Below are 25,218 nucleotides of genomic sequence, written 5' to 3'. Positions count from 1 at the left end.
ACGCACGGGGCGTGCCCCCGCGTCACGTGCCGACGCCTCAGACGTGCGTCCGCAGCAGCGAGCGCATCGTCCGCATCGCGACCGACAGGTTCGCCAGGTCGAAGGCGTCCGAGGACTGGATCTCGTCGAGCGTGGTGCGCGCCCGGCCCAGGATCGACGCGTTCTTCTCCTCCCAGGCCGTGAAGCGCTCCTCCGGCGTCGCCGCGCCGTCCCCCGCCGAGAGCACGTCGAGGGTGAGCCCGGCGTGTGCCGCGTACAGGTCCGCACGGATGGAGGCGCGGGCCATGGACTGCCAGCGGTCGGCCCGCGGCAGCTCGATGATCCGGTCCATCAGCTGGGAGATCGCCAGCCGGTCGCCGAGGTCGTAGTACACCTGGGCCACGGCCATCGGGTCCTTGTCCGTACGGTCGGCGATCGCCACGATGTCCAGCGCGGGGAAGGCCGCCGAGAATCCGGCGACCTGGCCGGCCAGCTCCTCCGGCACGCCCGCACCGGTCAGCTCGTCGAGGATGCCCTGGTACCACTCCAGGTCGTCGCCCCTGAGCATGTTCGGCAGCTCGCTCCAGACCTTCGCCACACCCTCGGTGAAGAAGGCGATGGTCTCGCTCAGGTCCAGCGGCTGCGGACGGTTGCCGAGCAGCCAGCGCGCAGCGCGCTCCACGAGCCGGCGCGAGTGCAGCCTGATACGGGTCTGGACATCGGCAGCGACCTTGTTGTCCAGCTCCTCGACGGCGTCCCACACCTCGGCCAGGCCGAAGATCTCGCGGGCCGCCGCCTGCGCCCGTACGATCTCCTCGATCGAGGCGCCCGTCTCCTCCCGGAGCCGGTGCAGGAAGGTCGAACCACCGGTGTTCACCGTGTCGTTGACCAGGACCGTCGTGATGATCTCGCGGCGCAGCGCATGTCCCTCGATCGCCTCGGGGTAGCGCTCACGCAGCGGCTTGGGGAAGTACGCGTGCACCAGCTTCTGCAGGTACGGGTCGTCCGGCAGATCGGTGGCGATCAGCTCCTGAGCGGCGGTGATCTTGGTGTACGCGAGGAGCACGGCCAGCTCGGGCTGGCTCAGCCCCTTGCCCGCGCTGAGCAGTTCTCGGACCTGCCGGTCGGTCGGCAGGAACTCCAGGGCCCGGTCCAGATGTCCGTCGCGGACCAGCCTGCGCATGAAGCGCTGGTGGGCGTGGAGCAGTGACGGAGCCTGGGACTCGGCGTTGGCGAGCGCGGTGTTCTGCGCGTAGTTGTTGCGCAGGACCAGGGCGCCGACCTCGTCGGTCATCGACGCGAGGATCTTGTTGCGCTGCTTGACGGTCAGATCGCCCTCGGTGACCATCCCGTTGAGCAGGATCTTGATGTTCACCTCGTGGTCGGAGGTGTCCACGCCCGCGCTGTTGTCGATCGCGTCGGTGTTGATCTTGCCGCCGGAGCCGTCGCCGCCCGACCTGGCGTACTCGATGCGGCCGAGCTGGGTCAGGCCCAGGTTGCCGCCCTCGCCGACGACCTTGGCGCGCAGGTCCTCGCCGTTGACCCGGATGGCGTCGTTGGCCTTGTCACCGACGTCCGCGTTGGACTCGGCGGAGGACTTCACGTACGTCCCGATGCCGCCGTTCCACACCAGGTCGACCGGGGCCTTGAGGATCGCCCTCATCAGATCGGCCGGGGTCATCTTGGCCACGCCCGACTCGATGCCCAGCGCCTCGCGGACGTGCGCGTTGATCGGGATCGACTTGGCGCTGCGCGGGTGGATGCCGCCGCCGGGTGAGAGCAGGGAGGTGTTGTACTCGGCCCACGAGGAGCGCGGCATCTCGAACAGCCTGCGCCGCTCGGCGTAGGACGTCGCCGCGTCCGGGGTCGGGTCGATGAAGATGTGCCGGTGGTCGAAGGCGGCGACCAGGCGGATGTGCTCGGAGAGCAGCATGCCGTTGCCGAAGACGTCCCCGGACATGTCGCCGACGCCGACCGTGGTGAAGTCCTCGGTCTGGGTGTCGTGGCCGAGCTCCCGGAAGTGCCGCTTGACGGACTCCCAGGCGCCGCGGGCCGTGATGCCCATGCCCTTGTGGTCGTAGCCGGCGGAACCGCCGGACGCGAAGGCGTCCCCGAGCCAGAAGTCGTACGACTCGGCGACCTCGTTGGCGATGTCGGAGAAGGTCGCGGTGCCCTTGTCGGCGGCGACGACGAGGTAGGTGTCGTCCTCGTCGTGCCGTACGACACCGGTGGGCGGCACGACCTCGCCGGCCACCAGGTTGTCGGTGATGTCGAGCAGCGCGGAGATGAAGGTCTTGTACGCCGCGATGCCCTCGGCCATCCAGGCGTCCCGGTCCACGGACGGGTCGGGCAGCTGCTTGGCGACGAAGCCGCCCTTGGCGCCGACCGGCACGATCACCGTGTTCTTGACCATCTGCGCCTTGACCAGGCCGAGCACCTCCGTACGGAAGTCCTCCCGCCGGTCGGACCAGCGCAGCCCACCGCGGGCGACCTTCCCGAACCGCAGGTGCACGCCCTCGACGCGCGGCGAGTACACCCAGATCTCGTACGCCGGGCGCGGCGCGGGCAGGTCGGGGATGGCCTGCGGGTCGAACTTCATGGAGACGTACGGGTGGTACGCGCTCTGCTCGGTGCCCCGGCCCTTGCGGTCGCCGCTCTCGTCGGCGCTCTGGAAGAAGTTGGTCCTGAGCGTCGCCTTGATGACGGTGAGGAAGGAGCGCAGGATGCGGTCCTCGTCCAGGCTCGCCACCTGGTCGAGCGCGCCGTCGAGCTCTTCGAGCAGCCCGTCGGTCAGCTCGGTGCCGGCCCGCTGGCGGCCCGGTGACATCCGGGCCTCGAAGAGCGAGACGAGCAGCCGGGTGGTGTGGACGTTGTTGCGGAGGGTGTCCTCCATGTAGTCCTGGCTGAAGGTCGATCCGGCCTGGCGCAGGTACTTGGCGTACGCGCGCAGCACCATCGCCTGCCGCCAGGTCAGTCCGGCGCCGAGCACCAGCGCGTTGAAGCCGTCGTTCTCCGCCTGGCCCGTCCAGGAAGCGGCGAAGGCGTCCTGGACGCGCTCCCTGGCGTCGTCGGCGAGGTGGTCGCCGCCCACGCCCTCGATCTGCGGCATCCGCAGCCCGAAGTCGTAGATCCAGGCGTGCGTACGGTCGGCGCAGCGCAGCTCGTACGGCCGCTCGTCGGTGACCTCGACGCCCAGTTTCTGCAGCACCGGGAGCACGGCGGAGAGGGAGACCTGCGAGCCGATCCGGTAGATCTTGAAGCGGCGCTCGCCGGGACCCGCCCCGACCGGCTCGTACAGCGAGAGCGCGAAGTCCTTCTCGCCCGGCTGGAGGTGTTCGAGGCGCCCGAGGTCGGCGACGGCGGCACGCGGCGAGTGGTCCGCCTTGTAGCCCTCGGGGAACGACTGGCCGTAGCGGCGCAGCAGTTCGGCCGCGCGCTCCTCACCGCACTCGGCGGTCAGCGCCTCGGCGAACCCGTCGGCCCAGGAACGGGCGGCCTCGACGAGCCTGGCCTCGATCCGGTCCGCGTCGGCGTCGGTGAGCTCGGTCAGCTCGGTGCCCGCGGGGACCCGTACGACGAAGTGCAGCCGGGAGAGGATGGACTCGGTGTTGCGCGCGGTGAAGTCGACGCTGGTGCCGCCGAGCTCCTCCTTGAGGATGTCGATGAGCCGCAGCCGCACCGCGGTCGTGTAGCGGTCGCGCGGCAGGTAGATGAGCGCCGAGTAGTAGCGCCCGTACTCGTCCTGGCGCAGGTACAGCCGGAGCCTGCGCCGCTCCTGGAGGTAGAGCACGCTGGTGACGATGGAGCGCAGCTGGTCGACGGGCGTCTGGAACAGCTCGTCGCGCGGGTACGTCTCCAGGATCTGCATCAGGTCGCGGCCGTCGTGGCTGTTGGGCGTGAAGCCCGCGCCGTCGAGGACCTCTGCGACCTTGCGGCGGATGACGGGCACCCGGCGTACGGACTCGGTGTACGCGGCGGAGGAGAACAGCCCGAGGAAGCGCCGCTCGCCGACGACGTTGCCCTTGGCGTCGAACTTCTTCACGCCGACGTAGTCGAGGTAGCTCGGGCGGTGCACCGTCGAGCGGCTGTTGGCCTTGGTGAGGACGAGGATCTTGTGCTCACGGGCCTTGGCGCGGGCGTCGGCGGGCAGCCTGCCGAACGACGGCGAGACCGGGTGCTCCTCGTCGACGCTGTGGTGCGGGTCGGAGCGGAGGATGCCGAGGCCGGTACCGGGCACCGCGGTCAGCGAGTCGTCGTCCGTCAGCTGGTACTCGCGGTAGCCGAGGAAGGTGAAGTGGTCGGCGGCGAGCCAGCGCAGCAGCTCGCGGGACTCCTCCACCTCGCGTCCCGGCAGATCGCCCGCGGTCGGCTCGGCGGGCAGCTCGTCGGCGATGCGCAGCGCGGCGTCGCGCATCTTCTCCCAGTCCTCGACGGTCTCCCGTACGTCGGAGAGCACCCGCAGGAGGTCCGCGCTGATCTCCTTCAGATCGGCGCGCTCGCTCTCGCGGTCGATCTCCACGTGGATCCAGGACTCGACCAGGGCGTCGTGGACGCCCTCGCCGGTCTCGTCCTTGCCGAGCACCTCGATGAGCTTGCCGGTCACGTCACGGCGCACCAGGAGCTGCGGGTGGATCACGACGTGGATGCCGCGGCCCTGGCGGGTCAGCTCGTTGGTGACCGAGTCGACGAGGAACGGCATGTCGTCGGTGACGACCTCGACGACGGTGTGGCTGCAGGTCCAGCCGTTCTCCTCGACGCTCGGGGTGTGCACCCGGACGTTCGCGGTGCCCTGCGGGCGCTTCTCGGCCAGCCGGTAGTGCGAGAGGGCCGCTCCGTAGACATCCTCGGGCTCGCGGTTCTCGACGTCCTCCGGAGCGGTGTGCAGGTAGTAGCGCTGGAGATACGCAAGGACAGTGTCCCGGTCCGGACTCCCCCCGCTCGTGGACCCGCCCGGAAGTTGTCCCCCGGCCGGGCTGTTCTCAGCCACCCGGGCCGCGCGTGCGAGCAGTTCGTCCTTGGGTTCGTCCAGCTTGGTCTGCATGTCCTCTGGCTCCTGTCGCGCGCCGTTGCGTGACGTAGGTGAAAGAAGCGGTACGACGCCACGACCACGACGCGGGGTATCCGGTCGAAGTCGACGTTATGCCGCAATGAGAGATACCCGTGACGTTATTGGCCATTTTCGAAGGCCGGTCCGGGTGAGGGGTGCCAGCGATGACCCGGACACCGTAGTGCTCCGGGCGCAGGGCAGAGGCATCAATGCCCCCGCGGGATATCGCGCTGATCACGGGACCAGGCTATCTCCCCCGGACCGGTGGCCGTCACGGGCCGCGTCTGTACAAGTCGGCTTACCGCACTTCGACACTTCGGCCAGGTGCGGGACGGGGTGGGGCCATGGGTCGGAATGGCCGGACGGGTGAGTCGGACGGGTCAGCGGGCCGGGCCGGAGGCGGGCCTCCGGGACCGGTCAGAGCACCCACTCGCGTGCGGTCCTGACCGCCTCGGCCAGCGAGTCCACCACCGGCACCCCGGCGGTCTCCAGACTGGCCCGGCTGTGCGATCCGCCCGTGTACAGCACGGCCCGCGCCCCGGCGTGTGCGGCCGCCACCGCGTCGTCGACGGCGTCACCGATCACCACGACGCGCTCCGGAACGACGCCGTCGAGTCCGGCCAGGTGGCGCACCATGTGCTCCGCCTTCCCCCCGTCCGACGGGCCGGTCCTGCCGTCCACGCGCAGGAAGTGCCGCTCGATCCCGTGCGTCCGCACGATCGGTATCAGATGGTCGTGCGGCGCCAGCGAACAGATCGACTGGGTGAGCCCGGACGCCTGCCACTCCCTGAGCAGCGCCTCCGCTCCCGGAGCGAGCCCCGCCCCTTCGGCCAGCGCCCAGTAGTGCCGGTGGAAGGCCTCGTCCATGACGGCCCACTCGGCGTCCGTCGGCAGCCGGCCCATCAGCCGCTCGTAGAACCGCGGAACGGGCACGCAGTACAGGTCCCGGTACCGCTCCAGCGTGATCGGCGCCAGACCGATCTCTCCGAACGAGGCGTTCGTCGCCTCGATCACCGCGTCGATGTCGTGGAACAGCGTCCCGTTCCAGTCCCAGACGATGTGTGTCCCGTGCGTCCCGTGCGTCCCCGACGGTGCGGCCGCCCCCGTGTCCCTGCCCGTGCTCATGTCCAGCCCCCGTTCGAACCTCTCCCGGACCGTGCGGGGCACCGCCCCGTCCCTCTCGATCCCCACGCCGACAACCGTACGCGGGGGGTCTGACAACGGACCGCCCAGCCGTCGGCCGGCCTGGCGGTCAGGCGATCAGGTGCGGGATCTCCTGGACACCGAACCAGAGCAGTTCGTGGTCCTCCGCGCCGTCCACCGTGAACTGCGCGTCGTCGTCGCCGTGGTCGGCCGCGCCGAGCGCGCCGGCCGCTGCCGCGACGTCCGGCTCGGCGTCGTCCGCGTCGGCGTGGACAGCGGCGGCCTTCGACAGCGGCACCGCGGAAGCGATCCGCACCTCACCGAGCGAACCCGCGTCGAGTCCGCGGTCCGGGTCGGCCACCGCGTCCTGGTCCGGCACGTCCACAGCGACGACCACCCGGCGGCGGGCGATGTCCGGGGCCCCGGCCAGCAGCCGCAGCGAGGCGGAGGCAGCCCGGTTGAGAGCCGCGTACTCCAGCTCCTCGATGTCGTCGGAGACGTACCACTCCCGCAGGCCGGGCGTGACGGCGTAGGCGGTCAGCGGCCCGGGGCCCAGTTCGCCCGCCGCGTGCGCCGCTGCGAGACCGGGAAGGGTCAGTGGGACGTACACACGCATGGCCGGCCGCTTTCGTCGTCGGGTGGGCGTCCGGACTCCTCCGGAGGAACCGGAAGGCGGCCCGGAAAAGCCCGGTGATGCCTGATGAAGAGGGTCCCAGGATACGTACCGAGTCCCCCTTCGTGGTGCCGGGAGCAGCCTGGGACGGCGTCCACCCGGAGCCGCCCGGGAGCGCACCGCATCCGCCCGGGGCACCGGCCCGTCACCCGGATAGGTGATCCCGGACAGCACCGCCCGCACACCACCGGCTCCCTTGCCACGCTTCCACGGCCCCCCGTACAAGAGGCTCAGCAGAAGCTACCGCCCGGTATCGAACCGGGCCCGGCAGAGCGGGGGCTCTCACTTCATGCAGCGGACCAGGCCGGCAGGCCGGCACGACCAGCACAGGCCAGGCACCACCCCGATCCAGCGCCGGCGGCTCAAGCCGCACTACTGGTTCGCCGAGCGGCTCCTCGCCGTACTCAGCGGGCAGCGGCCCGTCCACTGGATGCTCGGGCACACCATCGGTGAGGCCTACGACCAGCTGGTGCTGCTGGCACCGGACACACCGCTGCGGGCGCCCGGCGTGCGGCCCGTCGTACGCCACTGCGGCGAGTTCGTCCCGGCGCCCGGCGTGATCGAGGCGTTCGCCAGGATCGGCTCCGGCGAGCACGTCCGGGCAATGGCGTTCCGGCTCGAACAGGGCGCCGATCTGCGCTGGCGGTGCGCGGCGGTGGAGCTGGGCGGCGAACGCGTCGGCGTGTGAACGGGTACGCGCGCTGAGCCGCCGTACGGAACGGTGCCGCAGCCGAGCGGCCCACGCCCACGGGCCGGGGCACGCGTAACGGGGCACGCGTAACGGATCGCACAGAACGGATCGCACAGCACGGGCCGGGCCGGGCACCGCGGAATCAGCGGTGTCCGGCCCGGCCCGTACGGCATGCAGCTCGCGCCGCTGCCCCTGCTTCTCGCGGTTACTTCTTGCGGCGCCGGCCGCCGCCCTTCTGTGCCTTGCGGCGCTCGGCGCGCGTCATCCCGTCCGCCTCGGAGCGGGACGGGCCGTCCTCGTTCTCGAAGTCACCCTCGACGACACCGCCCTCGCCGTCCACGGTCGGGGCCGAGAAGTGCAGCCTGTCGGGCCGCTGCGGGGCCTCCAGGCCCTTGGCACGGATCTCCGGACGCGCGGCGCCCGCGGGCACGGCCTCCTTCGCCTGCGAGGTCTTCTCCGCGGCGTCCTGGACCGGGACCTCCTCGACCTGCTGCTCGACCTGGACCTCCAGGTTGAACAGGTAGCCGACGGACTCCTCCTTGATGCCCTCCATCATGGCGTTGAACATGTCGAAGCCCTCGCGCTGGTACTCGACCAGCGGGTCCTTCTGCGCCATGGCACGCAGGCCGATGCCCTCCTGGAGATAGTCCATCTCGTAGAGGTGCTCACGCCACTTGCGGTCCAGCACCGACAGGACCACGCGGCGCTCCAGCTCACGCATGATCTCGGAGCCGAGCTGCTCCTCGCGGTCCGCGTACTGCTCGTGGATGTCGTCCTTGATCGACTCACCGATGAACTCGGCGGTGATGCCGGCCCGGTCGCCCGCCGCGTCCTCCAGCTCGTCGACGGTGACCTTCACCGGGTAGAGCTGCTTGAACGCGTTCCACAGGCGGTCCAGGTCCCACTCCTCGGCGAACCCTTCGACCGTCTCCGCCTGGATGTACGCGTCGATGGTGTCGTCCATGAAGTGCTGCACCTGCTCGTGCAGGTCCTCACCCTCCAGGACCCGGCGGCGCTCGCCGTAGATGACCTCACGCTGGCGGTTCAGCACCTCGTCGTACTTCAGGACGTTCTTACGCGTCTCGAAGTTCTGCTGCTCGACCTGCGACTGCGCCGAGGCGATGGCCCGCGTCACCATCTTGTTCTCGATGGGCACGTCGTCCGGCACGTTGGCCATCGCCATGACGCGCTCGACCATCTGGGCCTTGAACAGCCGCATCAGGTCATCGCCGAGCGAGAGGTAGAACCGGGACTCGCCCGGGTCGCCCTGCCGTCCGGAACGGCCGCGCAGCTGGTTGTCGATACGGCGCGACTCGTGGCGCTCGGTGCCCAGCACGTACAGCCCGCCGAGGTCCTTGACCTCGTCGTGCTCGGCCTTGACCGCGTGCTCGGCCTTCTCCAGGGCGGCGGGCAGGGCGGCGGCCCACTCCTCGACGTTCTCGTCGGGGTCCAGGCCGCGCTGGCGCAGCTCCGCCTCGGCGAGATCGTCCGGGTTGCCGCCGAGCTTGATGTCGGTACCACGTCCGGCCATGTTGGTCGCGACGGTGACGGCGCCCTTGCGGCCGGCCTGCGCGATGATCGGCGCCTCCCGGTCGTGCTGCTTCGCGTTGAGCACCTCGTGCTGCACTCCGCGCTTGGAGAGCTGCTGCGAGAGGTACTCGGACTTCTCGACCGAGGTGGTGCCGACCAGGATCGGCTGGCCCTTCTCGTGCTTCTCCGCGATGTCCTCGACCACCGCGTCGAACTTGGCGACCTCGGTGCGGTAGATCAGGTCGGACTGGTCCATGCGGACCATCGGCCGGTTCGTCGGGATCGGCACGACACCGAGCTTGTAGATCTGGTGGAACTCGGCGGCCTCGGTCATCGCCGTACCGGTCATGCCGGAGAGCTTGCCGTACAGGCGGAAGAAGTTCTGCAGGGTGATCGTGGCGAGGGTCTGGTTCTCGTCCTTGATGTCCACCCCTTCCTTCGCCTCGATGGCCTGGTGCATGCCCTCGTTGTAGCGCCGGCCGGCAAGGATACGGCCGGTGTGCTCGTCGACGATCATGACTTCGCCGTCGATGACGACGTAGTCCTTGTCGTTCTTGAAGAGCTCCTTGGCCTTGATCGCGTTGTTGAGGTAGCCGACGAGCGGGGTGTTCACCGACTCGTAGAGGTTCTCGATGCCGAGCCAGTCCTCGACCTTGGCGACACCGGGCTCGTGGATGGCGACCGTGCGCTTCTTCTCGTCGACCTCGTAGTCGCCGGTCTCCTCGATGCCCTTGAGCTGGTTGCCCGCCTCGCCCTTCGTCAGCCGTGTGACGAGCTTCGCGAAGTCGCCGTACCACTTGGTGGCCTGGTCGGCCGGGCCGGAGATGATCAGCGGCGTACGGGCCTCGTCGACCAGGATCGAGTCGACCTCGTCGACGATGGCGTAGTTGTGGCCGCGCTGGACGAGCTCGTCCTGGGACCACGCCATGTTGTCGCGGAGGTAGTCGAAGCCGAACTCGTTGTTCGTGCCGTACGTGATGTCGCAGGCGTACTGCTCACGGCGCTGCGCCGGGGTCATGTTGGCGATGATGCAGCCGACTTCGAGCCCCAGGAACTTGTGGACCCGGCCCATCATCTCGGAGTCGCGCTCGGCCAGGTAGTCGTTCACCGTGATCAGGTGGACGCCCTTGCCGGACAGCGCGTTCAGATAGGCGGGAAGCGTGCCGACCAGGGTCTTGCCCTCGCCGGTCTTCATCTCGGCCACATAACCGAGGTGCAGGGCGGCGCCGCCCAGCATCTGTACGTCGTAGTGCCGCTGGCCGAGGACGCGCTTGGCGGCCTCACGGACCGTCGCGAAGGCCTCGGGCAGCAGGTCGTCGAGGCTTTCGCCGTCGGCGAACCGCTCCTTGTACTCGTCGGTGAGGGCCCGCAGCTCGGCGTCGGAGAGGTTGACGAAATCCTCTTCGATGGAGTTGACCTGGTCCGCAATGCGGTGCAGCTTGCGCAGGATCTTTCCTTCGCCTGCACGCATGAGCTTGTTGAAGACGGACACGGGGGTTGGTCTCCTTGCCGGTCGGGCCTGGCGCGGTCGAGTTCATGGGCTGAACCTCCCGGGGTGCTACCCCCGGACCCGGGCCGGAGAAACAGACCGACCTGGGAGCCCGGCTTACTTTCACGCGGCAAACCGGGGTAGAGCAACGGCCATCGTAAGCGAGGACCCCGCCGCGCCGGGAGGCCTGCCGCTCAGGACAACGGTCGGGGCGTCCGGAAGGTGCCGGGAGAGCCCCGAAAAAGCCATGGCACCCGCTCGGCACGGGCAGGAGAATCAGCCGATGGATCCCGTCACCCTGACATCAGAGCGGCTGCTGCTGCGCCCTTTCACCACCGCTGACACCGAGACCGTGTTCCGGGCCTGCCAGGACCCCGACATCCAGCGCTGGACGATCGTCCCCTCCCCCTACCGGCGCGAGGACGCGGAGAGTTTCACCGGACGGACGGTCCCGGACGGCTGGCGGACGGGGACCAGCCTGGCCTTCGCGGTGCTGGCCCGCGCGGACACCCGGCTGATCGGTGCGGTCTCCGTGTTCCAGCGCGGGCAGGCCGGCACCTGGGAGATCGGCTACTGGATGGCGAAGGAGCACCGGGGCCACGGGTACACGGCCGAGGCCGTGAGCGTGCTCACGCACTGGTCGCTGACCAAGCTGGGCGTGGAGCGGCTGGAGTGGCGGGCCGAGGTCGGCAACACGGGGTCGCGGGCGGTGGCGGAGAAGGCCGGATTCCGCGTCGAGGGCGTACTGCGCGCCGACCTCCTGAACAAAGGCACCCGCAGGGACGCCTGGCTGGGCGCGATACTCCCCTCCGACCTGGGGCTGCCCACGGAACACAGGTACGCTCCGGCCGGTCCGTGACCCGCGCCCCCGCGGCAGGCTCCGCCCGCCCCTCCGGTCCGGATCCACGGGCGTGCCCCGATTGTCAGTGCCGCGGCCTATCGTTCGGGGCATGACTCCTGTGCCGCCCCCAGCCGTCGAACTCTCCGCCGACGAGGCCCGCCGGACGGCGCTGCGCGCCCAGGGGTTTCTGGGCGCGCCCGACCGGCGGGGCGGGGTGCGCGGGGTGCTGCGCCATCTCGGCGCGGTGCAGCTGGACACCATCTCCGTCCTGGCGCGCTCGCACGAGCTCGTTCCGTACGCCAGGCTGGGCGCCGTCGGGCGCACGACCGTCGAGGACGCCTACTGGTCCGGTGGCCGCTCCTTCGAGTACTGGTCCCACGCGGCCTGCATCCTGCCCATCGAGGAGTGGCCGCACTTCGCCTTCCGCCGCCGCGCCTACCGCAACCGCCCACAGTGGAACCACGACCTGCCCGAGTCGGCGTACGAGACCGTGATCAAGCAGTTGCGCGCCGAGGGCCCGCTGACGGCCACCGAACTGGGCGGCGCGAAGAACGGCGGCGAGTGGTGGGACTGGTCGGCGTCGAAGGTCGCGGTCGAGCGGGCGCTGATGTACGGAGAGGTGGTGTGCACGGAGCGGCGCGGCTGGAAGCGGGTGTACGACCTGGCCGAACGCGCGGTCCCCGGCCCACTGCTCCATGACGAGCTGGACGACCTGGAGTGTGTCCGCCGGCTGGTCGCGCTGGCGGGGAAGTCCTTGGGCGTGGGCACCCGTACGGACATCGCGGACTACCACCGTCTCAAGGGCGAGCAGTTCGACGCGGTCGTCGCGGACTCCGGCCTGGTCCCCGTCAGGGTCGAGGGCTGGTCCAAGCCGGCCTGGGCGGACCCGGAGGCCCTGTCGTCCCCGCTCCGCGGCCGCCACCGTACGACGCTGCTCTCGCCGTTCGACTCACTCGTCTGGGAACGCGCCCGTACGGAGCGGATCTTCGGCTTCACCCACCGGCTGGAGGCGTACGTCCCCAAGCCCAAGCGGATCCACGGCTACTTCTCCATGCCCCTGCTCGCCGGCGGGAAGCTGGTGGGCCGGGTCGACCCCGCACGGGAGGGCAGCACCCTGGTGGCCAGGCAGATCACCCTGGACAGCCGGAAGGCGGTGCGGCCGATGGCCGAGGCGCTGGCCGAGGCGGCGGGATGGGTGGGCTGCACGGACGTACGGGTGGAGCGCATCAACGAGGCTGAGCTGCGGGCCCCACTGGCAGCGGCCCTGACCGGGGCGCTGGGCGCAATCCCGTAGGGGTTCCCCGGGGCTGCGCTCGCCCCGCGCCGTCAGGCGGTCCGCCCGTCGGTCGCGGTCTCAGCGGATTTCGAGGATCTTCTCCCGCATCGCGTAGACCACGGCCTCCATCCTGGAGTGCAGCTGCAGTTTCTCCAGGATGTTGCGGACATGGTTCTTCACGGTGTTCTCGGAGATGAACAACTCCTTGGCGATGTCCCGGTTGTTCATCCCGGTGGCCACCAGTTTCAGAACCTCCAGCTCACGCTCGGTGAGCCGCGGGGCCGGTACGAGTCTGCGCTCATCGGTGCGCTGGATCATCGACTTGAACTCGGTGAGCAGCTTCGACGCCATGGAGGGGCTGATCTGGGACTGCCCGTCGGCCACCGCCCGGATCGCCGTCGCCACTTCGTCCGTCGAGATCTCCTTCAGGAGGTAGCCGGTGGCCCCGGCCTTGATCGCCTCGTAGAGGTCGGCCTCCTCATCGCTGATCGTCAACATGATGATCTTCGCGCTGGGCGCCACCTCCTTGATGGAGGTGCAGGCCTCGATGCCGCCGCGCTTGGGCATCCGTACGTCCATCAGCACGATGTCGGGCAGCAGATCGGCGGCCTTGTCCACCGCTTCCGCGCCGTCACCCGCCTCGCCGACGACCTGGATGTCCTCCTCCGCGGCGAGGACGATCTCCAGACCGCGCCGGAAGAGCGCGTGGTCGTCCACCACCAGGACTCTGATCGGCTCCTTGCACGAAGCCCCACCATGGTCCGCCGCACCATGGTCCATGGGGTCCTCGTCCCGGTCGTGCGCGGGACCGAAGCGGTCCGCCATCGTTCCTCCCCCTGAAGCATGGGCCCGAAGTTCATGTACGACGTTCGTGTACGACGCCAACCCGGGCTCAGAGAAGCCCGATTGACGCGTGCCGCCATGATTTCATGCCGGGACGACGGAACGGTGCTCCCCAACCCCGCTCCCCGGCCCCGCTTCCCACCGCACGGCGGCGCCCCCGGTGCGCATGCGCACGTCCAGGGGCACCGCAACGGGTCATGCAGTCATCCGCCGAGCGCACCGCCGGCGCCGGCCGCCTCCATGTCGGCGAGCGGGTCGGTCGTCAGGTGGATGACACCGTAGTCGTAGGCGTGCCGCCGGTAGACGACACTGGGCTCCTTGGTCTCCGAGTCGACGAACAGATAGAAGTCGTGACCCACCAACTCCATCTCGTAGAGCGCCTGGTCGAGCGACATCGCCGCCGCGACATGCGTCTTCTCGCGTACCACCAGCGGTCCCTCGCCCTGGACTTCGAGCGAACCCATCCTGGTGGTCGGGATGGTCTGGGTCGCGACGTCGGCAATGAACTCACCGTTGCCGTTGATCTCAGCCGTGTCCGGCACGGCGTCGACGACTTCGGCCGCTGAAATGCGGCCCGTGCCCCGCCTGTTGTGACGCTTCTCGTTCTGCTTCCGCAGCCGCGCCTCCAACTTGCCCGTTGCCAGATCCAGCGCTGCGTACGGGTCGCCTGCCGCTGCCTCCGCCCGGATCACCGGGCCTCGGGAGTGCAGCGTGATTTCCACACGGTCCGAACGGTCGGCCTGCCTCGGATTGGGCTCCTTGGACACCTCGACGTCCAGGCTGATCACCTTGGCGTCCAGCTTCTGGATCTTCTCAATCTTCAGCTTCTCGGCGACGTGCTTGCGGAACCGCTCGGGTACTTCGGTTTTGCGGCCCTTGACGACGATGTCCACGCAGAACTCCGTTCCCGGATCGCTCCGCTCAGCGGCGGAGCAACTCCCTCTTGCACCAGACCCCGGTGAGCACCGGAGTCTCGGACTCGGTGACTTTCACCTCCTCCTCCCCCGTCGGGAAGATCCCCACCCACACCAACCTCCGGCCTCGCAAGCCTCCGGGCTTCCACGGAACCAGCGGAAACCGGAAAGTGCCATGCACGTCCGTATATTCAAGTGAGCCACAGCTTTCGCCATTCCTCACAACCGAACATAGCTCGCTGAGACGGGTATCGGCACCCGCTACTCACGCGTACCCCCGTTCAGGTGGTTTTTCTCCCTCGCTACCTGCAACGATGCAAGTTAGCTATCAGTTCCGGTTTATTTCGAAAGACAACGGCGGCGCGGCGACGACCGCAGCCACCGGTCCGATGGTTCCGGGGAATTCCCGGCCTGCCACTGCCCGTACAGCACGTGCCGCCTCCACGAGTGATGCTCCGGTCGTCATGAGATCGTCCACAAACACCACCCTGCCCCCGTCCAGCAGCCCTACGCCCCCCGGCGCCACTTCCAGTGCGCCCGAGAGATTCGCCAGCCGCTGCGGGGCGTCCAGGCCCGCCTGATCGGCCACCGCGCGCCGCTGCCTGAGCACCCCCAGCATCCGCGCCGGTACCCCGCTCCCGCGCAGCTCGGCCGAGGCGGCACAGGCGATCCGGCGGCCGGCGTCATGCCCCCGGGCCCGCACCGCACCCCGCGACGAGGGCACCGGGACGAGCAGCAGCGGCCCCTCACCCGGGCTCCGCCGTGCCGCGGCCCGTACCGCCGCGGCGAGCGCACGGCCGAGCACCCCCGCCAGCCCCAGAGCGCCCCGCTCCTTGTGCGCGAGCAGCACGGCCCGCACCGCGTCCTCGTACGCCGCGGCACCCCACACCGCCGGCAGCCCGGGCGGCTCGGGGTCTGGTCTGGCCCGGCGCACCGGGCCGCCACAGAGAGCCCCGGCGCATTCCGCACAGAGCGCCGTACGAGATCTGCCGCAGCCTCCGCATGCGCTCGGCAGCACCACTTCCGAGATTTCCCGCCACCACCCCCGCATGGCTTCCACTCTGCCAAGAAGCGGAGCTTCCAGCCACCCCTGTGGATAACCGGGGGCGAACACGGACGACTGTCCTGTACAGCTTTCCGGCAACCACCCAGCGGCAAGGCCGGAGCCGTCCGGAAGCCGCATCGGGAAGCCGTCCGGAAGCCGCATCGGGAAGCCGCTTCGGGAAGCCGCATCCGGAAGCAGTCTCCGAATAGCCGCCGGACACCTCCGGACCAGCCGCCTATCCCGGATAGACCGGCGACTTCCCTTCCTCCACCACCGTTTTCCAATTCGCCCGCGGAGGCAGTCGCACAATTCCGTCCTCGTCCGAGAGCGCCATCAGCGGCAGCCTGTCGTCGTCCGAAGCGGCAACGGCGGTGATCCGGTTGGCGCCCGGCAGCGGGTTCACACCGGAAACCGAACCGTCCGCCTGCATATAGCGCACCTGCTGCACCCCGCCGGCCTCCTTGCCGACCACCACGAGGCGGCTGCGACCAGCCCAGGACACCGCCGTCACATCCGCCATCTGCGGTGCGGCCGGGCGCAGTTCGTCCACGACGGAGACCGTCGGGCTGTCGGCGCTCCCCTGCCGGTTCACCCGGCCCACCTTCAGCGTCGTATGCCCGTCCTTCGTCAGCAGCAGCGCGATCCGTACCCCGTCGGACGACATCCGCAGCCCCGCGACACGCGCACCGTCCAGTCCGAGGACCGGGACCGACTGCGGCGCGCCCGAACCGCCCGCGAACCGCAGCAGCTGTGGATTCGCGGGGTTCCGGTCGGCCACCCAGAGATCTCCGCGGCCGTCCCAACTCGGCGCCGACAGCCGGTTCTTCTCCAGCTTCGCATGGCTGGTGTACAGCTGCTCGGCCGCTTCGCCGCCGGAGACGATCGACGACGTGGACAGGGTGCTGCTGTCCTTCGACACACCCGCCGCGCGGCGTTCGTCGCGCGCGACCGCGACCGTGCTCAGCGGCTTGACGCCCGCGCCGAGCGGACCCGCGACCGGCTCCGGGTCCGCCTTCCCCGGGGTGTCACCGCCGATGGCCCGCATCCGTACGAGCCGGCCCTTGGCGTCGACGAAGTACTCACCGGCCGGGCTTCCCGACGTGTGGTCGGGCGCGTACTCCTGCGACTGGTCCGCGCTGAGCACACACAGCTGCGAGCCGTCCGAACGCTCCAGCTCCACCTGCGCGACCCGCATCGACGTCACATCCCGCAGTGTGAAGAGCAGTTGAGCCGCCATCTGCCGGCACTGCCCCTGCCCGACACCCGAGGCCTTCGAGTTGAGCGGCACCTTCAGGCCGTTCCGGTCGTCGAGGGTCAGCGCCCGGACGCCCTTCTTGAGCGCCGTTCCGGCCGGGAAGCGCGAACCCACCACAGGACTCAGCCAGTTGGTCGGCCCGTCCAGCAGAGAGGCGACCGTCTGCGTCAGCGGATCCATCCGCGTCTCGGGGTCGATGCCCTGCCGGAGGTAGACGGGGTCGGCGACGAGCCAGTTCCGGCCGGACGGGTCGCCGGACGCTCCCGATCCCCCGCCGAGCGCCCCGGACGTGGGCGCGGAGGCAAAGTAGTACTTGTTGACCGAGTGATAGTTGCGCTGGAAGTCGGAGAGGCTGAGCAGCAGACCGGCGGGCAGATCGTCGATGCGCCACTCATTGCTGTTCTCGTGCACGAGGTGGATGGAGTTGCGGTACGTGCCCTTGTCGGGCTGGTACGCGTGCTGCTTGTCGACCACGGCGACTTCGGTGCCGCTCAGTTCGAACGTGGAGGAGACCTGCGGCGCGTCCCGGTCGTTGGCCGGATTCGCCCGGCGCGTCGGCCCGTCGGCCAGCACCGTGGTCCGCGCGCCCGGGTCCCACGTGCGCGACGCCTGCTTCGTCAGATACTTCCTGGCCGTGGCGAATTGCAGATCGTCGCTGGTCATCGCCTCCAGGAAACCGTCCACGATCTCGGCGGGCGCGGCCCCCTCGCGCGGCGGCACCGCGTACACCTTGACCTGTGAGTCGCTGCGCTGCGAAGGATCGACGGCCTCGATGTCCCCGGTGTTCGGCATCGACGCGCAGCCGGCCAGCAGCAGCCCGCCGCAGCCGAGCCACGCGTACGCCCGCAGTCCCCGTACGCCACGGCTGCCCCCACGATCATCGCCCACGGGCGGTGTCCTCCCGGTCCGAAGCTTGCGTTGCAGAGTCACCGGCCCTCGGCACCACGCGGGCACCGCTGCCCGGGAGTGCCGTCGGGTCGGCCGGTATCGCGCGGGGCGGTGACGGGAGCGGTGAACGGTCCGCACCGGACTGGGCCGGGACCGCGATCAGCCGCCCCGCCTCGGCCTGCGTGGCGCGGGCGCGCCGCGAGTCGTCGGGCTCCAGCGGTATCGGGGAGCCACGCAGCGGTTCGTCCGCCGTACGCGGCAGGGTCAGCCGGAACTGCGAACCGCCACCCGGCTCGCCCCAGGCCTGGAGCCAGCCCCCGTGCAGCCGCGCGTCCTCGACGGCGATCGACAGACCGAGCCCGGTACCGCCGGTCGTACGGGCCCGCGCCGGGTCCGCCCGCCAGAAACGGCTGAAGACCCGGGTCGCCTCGCCCGGCTTCAGCCCCACGCCGTAGTCGCGCACGACGATCGCGACGGCACCCCCCGCGACACCGAACCGGACCACCACGTCGTTGCCCTCGCCGTGCTCCACGGCGTTGACGACGAGATTGCGCAGCACGCGCTCGATGCGCCGCGCGTCGACCTCGGCGACCACGGGCTGCTCGTCACCGACGACCCGGATCCGGCTGCCCTTGCGCTCCGCGAGCGGTTCGGCGCCGGATATCACCCGGCGCACGGTCTCCCGCAGATCGATCGGCTCCGCCTCCAGGGCGGCGGCGCCCGCGTCGAACCGGCTGATCTCCAGCAGATCCGCGAGCAGCGACTCGAAACGGTCGAGCTGGTCGCCGAGCAACTCGGCGGAGCGCGCGGTCACCGGGTCGAAGTCGCTGCGCGCGTCATGGATCACGTCGGCGGCCATCCGCACGGTCGTCAACGGGGTGCGCAGCTCGTGCGACACGTCGGACACGAAGCGTCGCTGCATCCGGGAGAGGTCCTCCAGCTGCTGGATCTTCGACTGGAGGCTCTGCGCCATCTTGTTGAAGGCTTCACCGAGCCGGGCGATGTCGTCCTCACCCGTGACCTTCATCCGCTCCTGGAGACGGCCGGCCGAGAGCCGCTCGGCGATCCCGGCGGCCATCCGTACGGGTGTGACGACCTGCCGCACCAGGAACCAGGCGATCGCCCCGAGCAGCACCACCACGAACAGCCCGGCGGTGGCCAGGGTGCGCTTGACCAGGCTGAGGGTCTTCTCCTCCTGCGAGAGCGGGAAGAGGTAGTACAGCTGGTACGGCTTGTGGTCGATGTCCTCAAGGCGCTGCCCCACGACCAGACCGGGCTCCGGCGCCCGCCCGTCGGCGTACCTGATGTCCGTGTACGTCTTGAACGGCGCCGTCCCCTGGTCGACGTTCCTGCGCAGCTCGTCGGAGACGCTGTCGGGGCTCACCTGGCCGGACGTACGCTCCCCGCCGTTGCCCGCGCCCGTCTCCTCGGAGGCCGGGGCCAGGGTGACCACGTTGTACGCGCCCTGACCGCCGCTGGCGAGCTGCGCGACGAGGTCGGTGCGCCACTGGCGGGAATTGCTGGCCGCCCCGGTGTCGGCGGAGTCGCTGTCGGACACCGTCGCCGCGTTGGCCTTGTCCTTGGCGACCGTGAAGCCGCCTGCGGCCTGGCTGACCGCGGCCTTCTCCTTGGCGTCCAGCAGACCGTTGCGCACCTGGCCGATGACGACGAGCCCGAGGACCAGGACCACGGCCAGCGACATCAGAAGCGTGCCCGCGACCACCCTGAGCTGGATGTTCCGCCGCCAGAGGCGCACGGCGGGAAGCAGCGGACGACGCAGCCAGCGCCCGAAGAGCCGCAGCACGGGAGCGCCGGGCGCGCCCTCCTGGAGCAGCCGGCCACCCCGCAGGAAGCGGTCGCCGAACCCGCGCAGCGCGGAACCCTCCGGGGAGCCCCCGCCGGACGCATGGGGCGACGCGGTGAACCGGGACGCGTTCACCGCGGGTCCGGCAGACCGCTCCGGCTGTGCTCCCGGCTCGCCGGGCGCCGGAGCGGCGCTGCTGCGGGCCATGTCAGCTCGGTCCGGCCTTGTATCCGACACCGCGGACGGTCACCACGATCTCCGGGCGCTCGGGGTCCTTCTCGACCTTCGAGCGCAACCGCTGGACATGCACGTTGACCAGCCGGGTGTCCGCGGCATGGCGGTACCCCCACACCTGCTCGAGCAGCACCTCACGGGTGAACACCTGCCAGGGCTTGCGGGCCAGCGCGACCAGCAGATCGAACTCCAGCGGGGTCAGTGCGATCGACTGCCCCTCCCGCTTCACGGAGTGACCGGCCACATCGATGACCAGATCACCGATCGCCAGCTGTTCCGGCGCGGGCTCCTCCGACCTCCTCAGCCTCGCCCTGATACGGGCGACGAGTTCCTTGGGCTTGAACGGCTTGACGATGTAGTCGTCGGCCCCGGATTCGAGCCCCACCACCACATCGACGGTGTCGCTCTTCGCCGTGAGCATCACGATCGGCACACCCGACTCGGCCCTGATCAGCCTGCAGACCTCGATGCCGTCCCGTCCGGGCAGCATGAGATCGAGCAGCACCAGGTCCGGCTTGGCCTCACGAAATGCAGCCAGTGCCTTGTCGCCGTCCGCTACAAATGACGGCTCAAAACCTTCACCACGCAGCACAATGCCGAGCATCTCGGCCAGTGCGGTGTCGTCATCGACGACAAGGACGCGTCCCTTCATACCGACATCATCCCATTAGCTAATCGTTACCTGGCGTGACCTGTCACACAATGCGGTGAGTGCGTCCCTGGTGACAGGGGATGCGGTCCCCGATTCCGTGACGACGGCCGTCACGAGCTCGGGGGGTGTGACATCGAACGCGGGGTTGTACGCCTGCGTCCCCAGCGGCGCCACCGGCACCCCGCCGAACTCCATGACCTCACCGCCCGCACGCTGCTCCACCTCGATGGACGCACCGTCCGGTGTGGACAGGTCGACCGTGGTCGTCGGAGCGACGACGATGAACGGCACATGGTGGTACTTGGCCAGCACGGCCAGCGGATAACTGCCCACCTTGTTGGCCACGGAGCCGTCACCGGCGATCCGGTCGGCACCGATCAGAACGGCGTCCACCTCGCCCGCCGAGAAGAGGGAGCCGGCCGCGCTGTCGGTGAGCAGTGTGTACGCCATCCCGCTGCGGGCCGCCTCGTACGCCGTCAGACGCGCCCCCTGCAGCAGCGGCCGTGTCTCGTCCACCCACAGACGCCGCAGACTCCCCGCACGGTGCGCCGCCAGCGCCACGGCGAAAGCGGTGCCCTCACCGGCCGAGACCAGCGCCCCGGTGTTGCAGTGTGTCAGAATCCGGTGCCCGCCGCCCGGCAGCAGCTCGTCGAGGAGCGCCAGACCCCGGGCCGCCATCTGCCGGCTGGCCTCTATGTCCTCCTGGTGCAGCGCCCTGGCCTCGGTGAGTGCCACCGCCGCTGCGGCACCGGTGTCCGCACCGCCCCGGACCGCCGCCCGGTACGCCTCGGCCACCCTGTGCACCCCGTACCCGAGGTTCACCGCGGTGGGCCGCGCACCCGCGAGCAGCACCGTGGCCTCCTCCACGTCGTATCCCCGTACGGCAGCGAGTGCGACCCCGTAACCCCCTGCGACCCCGAGCAGCGGAGCCCCCCGGACCGCGAGCGTCTGGATCGCCCGGACCAGCGCGGGAACATCCGTGCACACCAGCTCGACCTCTTCCCCGGGCAATCGAGTCTGGTCGAGCAGGACGATGACCGCACCCTCCGGCCCCTCCGGCGGCTCGTCCCAGCGAAGCGAAGGAAGCATGGGCGGCCCCGCGCCCAGCGGGGTTTGCGCGTCCTGATCAGCCATCCGCACAGTCTGCCCCGTGGGGCACCGACAATTGAAGGTGCAATGGAGATACAGCAGCGGCTCCGCTGCCCCACCTCGCATGACACGATGGCTGGCAACCTGCTGCCTCGACGCGCGGACAGGCATGTGGCGGACAGGCATGTGAAGGAGCGACCATGAACGACTCTCCGGGTTGGGCCTCGCCCGGATCTGCCCCCTCCGACGGCCAGGAGCCGGGCGTCCCGCGTCCCGCCGAGCCGACCGGCCAGGGGGAATCCGCTCCGAAGTGGTCCACCGACCAGCCGCCGGCCGCGCAGTGGACCCCGCCGAGCCCGCCGCCCGTCCCGCCGCAGCAGACGGCCCGGGGCCCCCGTGCGCAAGCCGGTGGCGGGAGCGGCCCGCAGAACCTCGGCTGGGGCGGACAACAGCAGGGTGGCTGGGGCCACCAGCAGCCCGTCGTGGCCAAGCCGGGCATCATCCCGCTCAGACCCCTCGGCGTGGGGGAGATCCTCGGCGGCGCGGTGTCGACGATGCGCGCCCACTGGCGCACGGCCCTCGGCCTCACGATCGGCGTGGCAGCTGTCATTCAGCTCTGCTCGATCCTCGTCCAGCACTACGTGATCCCCGAGCCCGTCCAGATCGACAGCGGGGCAAGCCCCTCCGAGCAACTGCACCAGAGCCTGGACTCACTGAAGTCGAGCCTGGCCGGCCTGGGGCCGGTGTACGCGATCACACTGATCGGCACGATCTTCACCACCGCGATACTGACCATGGTCGTCAGCCGCTCCGTGCTGGGCCGCCCGGTGACACTCGCCGACGCGTGGCGCGAGGCCAGGCCCCAGCTTTCGCGGTTGGTCGGGCTGAGCCTGCTGCTGCCCGTCGTCTACGCCGCGGTGGTGACCATCGGGCTCCTCCCCGGCCTCCTGGCCGGTGGCCCCGCGGGCGCCGGCCTCGCCGCCCTCGGGGGGCTCGCGGCGACCGTCGTGGTCATCTGGCTGTGGATCTGCTTCAGCCTGGCCGGGCCGGCGCTGATGCTGGAGCGGCAGGGCATCGCGGCAGCACTGCGCCGCTCGGCGAAGCTGGTGAAGGGTGTCTGGTGGCGGATCTTCGGAATCACGCTGCTGGCCCTGCTGTTGACCGTCCTCGTGTCGGGACTGATCGACCTGCCGTTCAACGCGGTTGCCACGATCGCCGACGGCAAGGGCATCAGCGATCTCGTCTCCGACACGACTCCGGCGTTCGGCTGGCCGTACCTGATCATCAGCGGCATCGGCGCGATGCTGACGACGGCGCTCAGCTACCCGTTCACCGCAGGCGTGACGGTGCTCCTCTACGTCGACCAGCGCATCCGCCGCGAGGCGCTCGACATCGACCTCGCGCGCTCCGCGGGCGTACCCGGATACGAGACCTCCGGAAGCTGACGCGCCGCCGGCAACGGGGCGCACAGCCATAACAGCCACCGCACGGCGGCCCGTCCGCGTAGTACACGACCGGACACCGCTGCACCGCTGGGCACTCCCCCAGCGTGCCCGGCGCTTCGCGGGCGCCGGGCACGCTCACCAGCCCATCTCATCGCCCGCTGCGGCCCGGCTCCGTGCCTCCTGGCCTCCGTCGCCTGGGCTCTCCGGACGGCCCTCGCAGCAGTACTCGCCGACGCCTGTCCGGGACTCAAAGCAGCAAGTCGGCTCCAGTACTCCAGCTAGCTGTAGATCGCTCCTGTTCTGGTGATGCTCACGCCTTCCGCGGCTTTCACGGCCTGCTCCAGCTACCGTCCGGCCGGTTACGGTTCGGGGCCGGCATCGCCGCGTCGAACTGGACTTTGCTGGTCACTGCTCGGGGTTCAGGTATGAGCGTGGTCACCGTCGATTGCCACGGGACAGCCGAGGCCCGTCGGTCATCAGGGAGGAGCATCCCAGAGAGTGCCGGTGGGGGCTGCCGGTGATGACGCCGTGTTTGCCTTCCATGACGTCGATGAGGACGTGGCCGACGTCCAGGTAGGCCACCAGGTCCGACTCATCCGGCTCGCCGACGGATTGCACGGCGCCACGTATGGATCCGTTCGGCTGGACGGAGCGGTTGTCCAGTTCGTCGTAGGAGCCAATCAATCGCAGCGCTGCTTCTCCTCCGGCGGGTATTTCTCTCCTGCTGTCACTGGCGGATACGCCCCTGGGTGTGAACTGCATGTGGACGCAAAAATGCCTCAGTCCCGGACCATAACGGTCCGGGACTGAGGCTAAAAATTGTTCGGCGGCGTCCTACTCTCCCACAGGGTCCCCCCTGCAGTACCATCGGCGCTGAAAGGCTTAGCTTCCGGGTTCGGAATGTAACCGGGCGTTTCCCTAACGCAATGACCACCGAAACACTATGAAATTAACCAACACCGGATAACAACACGGTCGTTCGTTATTTCAGAACTAACACAGTGGACGCGAGCAACTGAGGACAAGCCCTCGGCCTATTAGTACCAGTCAGCTCCACCCGTTACCGGGCTTCCACATCTGGCCTATCAACCCAGTCGTCTACTGGGAGCCTTAACCCCTCAAAGGGGGAGGGAATACTCATCTCGAAGCAGGCTTCCCGCTTAGATGCTTTCAGCGGTTATCCTTTCCGAACGTAGCCAACCAGCCATGCCCTTGGCAGGACAACTGGCACACCAGAGGTTCGTCCGTCCCGGTCCTCTCGTACTAGGGACAGCCCTTCTCAATATTCCTACGCGCGCAGAGGATAGGGACCGAACTGTCTCACGACGTTCTAAACCCAGCTCGCGTACCGCTTTAATGGGCGAACAGCCCAACCCTTGGGACCGACTCCAGCCCCAGGATGCGACGAGCCGACATCGAGGTGCCAAACCATCCCGTCGATATGGACTCTTGGGGAAGATCAGCCTGTTATCCCCGGGGTACCTTTTATCCGTTGAGCGACAGCGCTTCCACAAGCCACTGCCGGATCACTAGTCCCGACTTTCGTCCCTGCTCGACCCGTCGGTCTCACAGTCAAGCTCCCTTGTGCACTTACACTCAACACCTGATTGCCAACCAGGCTGAGGGAACCTTTGGGCGCCTCCGTTACTCTTTAGGAGGCAACCGCCCCAGTTAAACTACCCATCAGACACTGTCCCTGATCCGGATCACGGACCGAGGTTAGACATCCAGCACGACCAGAGTGGTATTTCAACGACGACTCCACAACCACTGGCGTGGCCGCTTCACAGTCTCCCACCTATCCTACACAAGCCGAACCGAACACCAATATCAAACTGTAGTAAAGGTCCCGGGGTCTTTCCGTCCTTCTGCGCGAAACGAGCATCTTTACTCGTAGTGCAATTTCACCGGGCCTATGGTTGAGACAGTCGAGAAGTCGTTACGCCATTCGTGCAGGTCGGAACTTACCCGACAAGGAATTTCGCTACCTTAGGATGGTTATAGTTACCACCGCCGTTTACTGGCGCTTAAGTTCTCAGCTTCGCCACACCGAAATGTGACTAACCGGTCCCCTTAACGTTCCAGCACCGGGCAGGCGTCAGTCCGTATACATCGCCTTACGGCTTCGCACGGACCTGTGTTTTTAGTAAACAGTCGCTTCTCGCTGGTCTCTGCGGCCACCCCCAGCTCACCAAGTAAATTGGATCACCAGAAATGGCCCCCCTTCTCCCGAAGTTACGGGGGCATTTTGCCGAGTTCCTTAACCATAGTTCACCCGAACGCCTCGGTATTCTCTACCTGACCACCTGAGTCGGTTTAGGGTACGGGCCGCCATGAAACTCGCTAGAGGCTTTTCTCGACAGCATAGGATCATCCACTT

The 25,218-nt window shown here is 69.0% G+C and carries 16 protein-coding genes and 2 rRNA genes (1 of these 18 cut by a window edge); 4 read left to right on the top strand and 14 right to left on the bottom strand.

Annotated features, from left to right (window positions below; all coding sequences use genetic code 11):
- Positions 1-37: 37 nt before the first annotated feature.
- The 3 genes from OG285_RS22290 to OG285_RS22280 all read right to left on the bottom strand — a co-directional run bounded on the left by OG285_RS22290 (position 38) and on the right by OG285_RS22280 (position 6,785).
- A complete protein-coding gene (locus tag OG285_RS22290) occupies positions 38-5,020 on the bottom strand; it encodes an NAD-glutamate dehydrogenase (RefSeq protein ID WP_356836045.1) in 4,983 nt (1,660 codons plus the stop codon).
- A 423-nt stretch (positions 5,021-5,443) separates the two neighbouring features.
- A complete protein-coding gene (locus OG285_RS22285; RefSeq protein ID WP_371793585.1) occupies positions 5,444-6,151 on the bottom strand; it encodes an HAD family hydrolase in 708 nt (235 codons plus the stop codon).
- A 127-nt stretch (positions 6,152-6,278) separates the two neighbouring features.
- Entirely contained in the window at positions 6,279-6,785 is a 507-nt protein-coding gene (locus tag OG285_RS22280) for a hypothetical protein (RefSeq protein ID WP_356836041.1), read from the bottom strand.
- Between the two features lie 346 nt (positions 6,786-7,131).
- Here OG285_RS22280 and OG285_RS22275 point away from each other — a divergent pair, with 346 nt between their 5' ends.
- Entirely contained in the window at positions 7,132-7,530 is a 399-nt protein-coding gene (locus OG285_RS22275; RefSeq protein ID WP_356836039.1) for an Rv3235 family protein, read from the top strand.
- A gap of 208 nt (positions 7,531-7,738) precedes the next feature.
- Here OG285_RS22275 and secA read toward each other — a convergent pair whose 3' ends face one another.
- Positions 7,739-10,555: a preprotein translocase subunit SecA gene (gene secA, locus OG285_RS22270; RefSeq protein ID WP_356836037.1), complete on the bottom strand. Its 2,817-nt coding sequence runs from the start codon at positions 10,553-10,555 to the stop codon at positions 7,739-7,741.
- A 280-nt stretch (positions 10,556-10,835) separates the two neighbouring features.
- Between secA and OG285_RS22265 the strand changes: the two genes are divergently transcribed.
- Together OG285_RS22265 and OG285_RS22260 are read left to right on the top strand one after the other, a co-directional pair.
- Complete coding sequence (locus OG285_RS22265) at positions 10,836-11,411, top strand: GNAT family N-acetyltransferase (protein WP_371791998.1); 576 nt, start codon at positions 10,836-10,838, stop codon at positions 11,409-11,411.
- 91 nt (positions 11,412-11,502) lie between these two features.
- Positions 11,503-12,687 (top strand): winged helix-turn-helix domain-containing protein, encoded by a 1,185-nt coding sequence (locus tag OG285_RS22260; RefSeq protein WP_371791997.1) that lies wholly within the window; start codon positions 11,503-11,505, stop codon positions 12,685-12,687.
- A 60-nt stretch (positions 12,688-12,747) separates the two neighbouring features.
- Here the strand turns inward: OG285_RS22260 and OG285_RS22255 are convergent, their stop codons facing one another.
- The 7 genes from OG285_RS22255 to mtnA form a co-directional block, all read right to left on the bottom strand.
- Complete coding sequence (locus OG285_RS22255) at positions 12,748-13,494, bottom strand: response regulator transcription factor (protein ID WP_328377250.1); 747 nt, start codon at positions 13,492-13,494, stop codon at positions 12,748-12,750.
- Between the two features lie 221 nt (positions 13,495-13,715).
- Entirely contained in the window at positions 13,716-14,405 is a 690-nt protein-coding gene (gene hpf / locus OG285_RS22250; RefSeq protein WP_356836028.1) for a ribosome hibernation-promoting factor, HPF/YfiA family, read from the bottom strand.
- A 349-nt stretch (positions 14,406-14,754) separates the two neighbouring features.
- Positions 14,755-15,477, bottom strand: a complete 723-nt coding sequence (locus OG285_RS22245; protein ID WP_356836026.1) for a ComF family protein — start codon at positions 15,475-15,477, stop codon at positions 14,755-14,757.
- Positions 15,478-15,706: 229 nt separating this feature from the next.
- Positions 15,707-17,518, bottom strand: coding sequence for an LpqB family beta-propeller domain-containing protein (locus tag OG285_RS22240; RefSeq protein WP_356836080.1), 1,812 nt, complete (start codon positions 17,516-17,518; stop codon positions 15,707-15,709).
- A gap of 85 nt (positions 17,519-17,603) precedes the next feature.
- Entirely contained in the window at positions 17,604-19,625 is a 2,022-nt protein-coding gene (mtrB, locus tag OG285_RS22235) for an MtrAB system histidine kinase MtrB (protein ID WP_371791996.1), read from the bottom strand.
- A gap of 1 nt (position 19,626) precedes the next feature.
- Complete coding sequence (gene mtrA, locus OG285_RS22230; protein WP_005486885.1) at positions 19,627-20,304, bottom strand: two-component system response regulator MtrA; 678 nt, start codon at positions 20,302-20,304, stop codon at positions 19,627-19,629.
- Positions 20,305-20,319: 15 nt separating this feature from the next.
- Positions 20,320-21,438 carry an S-methyl-5-thioribose-1-phosphate isomerase gene (gene mtnA, locus OG285_RS22225; protein ID WP_371791995.1) on the bottom strand — a complete coding sequence of 373 codons (1,119 nt, stop codon included), beginning with the start codon at positions 21,436-21,438 and terminating at the stop codon, positions 20,320-20,322.
- Positions 21,439-21,593: 155 nt separating this feature from the next.
- Here mtnA and OG285_RS22220 point away from each other — a divergent pair, with 155 nt between their 5' ends.
- Positions 21,594-22,838: a hypothetical protein gene (locus OG285_RS22220; protein ID WP_371791994.1), complete on the top strand. Its 1,245-nt coding sequence runs from the start codon at positions 21,594-21,596 to the stop codon at positions 22,836-22,838.
- Positions 22,839-23,273: 435 nt separating this feature from the next.
- Here the strand turns inward: OG285_RS22220 and OG285_RS22215 are convergent, their stop codons facing one another.
- The 3 genes from OG285_RS22215 to OG285_RS22205 form a co-directional block, all read right to left on the bottom strand.
- Positions 23,274-23,522: a hypothetical protein gene (locus OG285_RS22215; RefSeq protein WP_371791993.1), complete on the bottom strand. Its 249-nt coding sequence runs from the start codon at positions 23,520-23,522 to the stop codon at positions 23,274-23,276.
- A 137-nt stretch (positions 23,523-23,659) separates the two neighbouring features.
- Positions 23,660-23,776 (bottom strand): 5S ribosomal RNA (rrf, locus tag OG285_RS22210).
- Positions 23,777-23,855: 79 nt separating this feature from the next.
- Positions 23,856-25,218 (bottom strand): 23S ribosomal RNA (locus tag OG285_RS22205); it runs 1,762 nt beyond the window's last position.

Source organism: Streptomyces sp. NBC_01471 (assembly GCF_041438865.1).
Lineage (GTDB): Bacteria > Actinomycetota > Actinomycetes > Streptomycetales > Streptomycetaceae > Streptomyces.
The sequence above is the reverse complement of the archived record's forward strand: the minus strand, read 5'-3'. Positions and strand labels throughout refer to the sequence as shown.

What these genes read in the sequence shown, in the direction of transcription:
- OG285_RS22290 (WP_356836045.1), bottom strand. Translation starts at nt 5,020, where the DNA reads ATGCAGACCAAGCTGGACGAACCCAAGGACGAACTGCTCGCACGCGCG.
- OG285_RS22285 (WP_371793585.1), bottom strand. Translation starts at nt 6,151, where the DNA reads ATGAGCACGGGCAGGGACACGGGGGCGGCCGCACCGTCGGGGACGCAC.
- OG285_RS22280 (WP_356836041.1), bottom strand. Translation starts at nt 6,785, where the DNA reads ATGCGTGTGTACGTCCCACTGACCCTTCCCGGTCTCGCAGCGGCGCAC.
- OG285_RS22275 (WP_356836039.1), top strand. Translation starts at nt 7,132, where the DNA reads ATGCAGCGGACCAGGCCGGCAGGCCGGCACGACCAGCACAGGCCAGGC.
- OG285_RS22265 (WP_371791998.1), top strand. Translation starts at nt 10,836, where the DNA reads ATGGATCCCGTCACCCTGACATCAGAGCGGCTGCTGCTGCGCCCTTTC.
- OG285_RS22260 (WP_371791997.1), top strand. Translation starts at nt 11,503, where the DNA reads ATGACTCCTGTGCCGCCCCCAGCCGTCGAACTCTCCGCCGACGAGGCC.
- OG285_RS22255 (WP_328377250.1), bottom strand. Translation starts at nt 13,494, where the DNA reads ATGGCGGACCGCTTCGGTCCCGCGCACGACCGGGACGAGGACCCCATG.
- OG285_RS22245 (WP_356836026.1), bottom strand. Translation starts at nt 15,477, where the DNA reads ATGCGGGGGTGGTGGCGGGAAATCTCGGAAGTGGTGCTGCCGAGCGCA.
- OG285_RS22240 (WP_356836080.1), bottom strand. Translation starts at nt 17,518, where the DNA reads ATGCCGAACACCGGGGACATCGAGGCCGTCGATCCTTCGCAGCGCAGC.
- mtrB (WP_371791996.1), bottom strand. Translation starts at nt 19,625, where the DNA reads ATGGCCCGCAGCAGCGCCGCTCCGGCGCCCGGCGAGCCGGGAGCACAG.
- mtrA (WP_005486885.1), bottom strand. Translation starts at nt 20,304, where the DNA reads ATGAAGGGACGCGTCCTTGTCGTCGATGACGACACCGCACTGGCCGAG.
- mtnA (WP_371791995.1), bottom strand. Translation starts at nt 21,438, where the DNA reads ATGGCTGATCAGGACGCGCAAACCCCGCTGGGCGCGGGGCCGCCCATG.
- OG285_RS22220 (WP_371791994.1), top strand. Translation starts at nt 21,594, where the DNA reads ATGAACGACTCTCCGGGTTGGGCCTCGCCCGGATCTGCCCCCTCCGAC.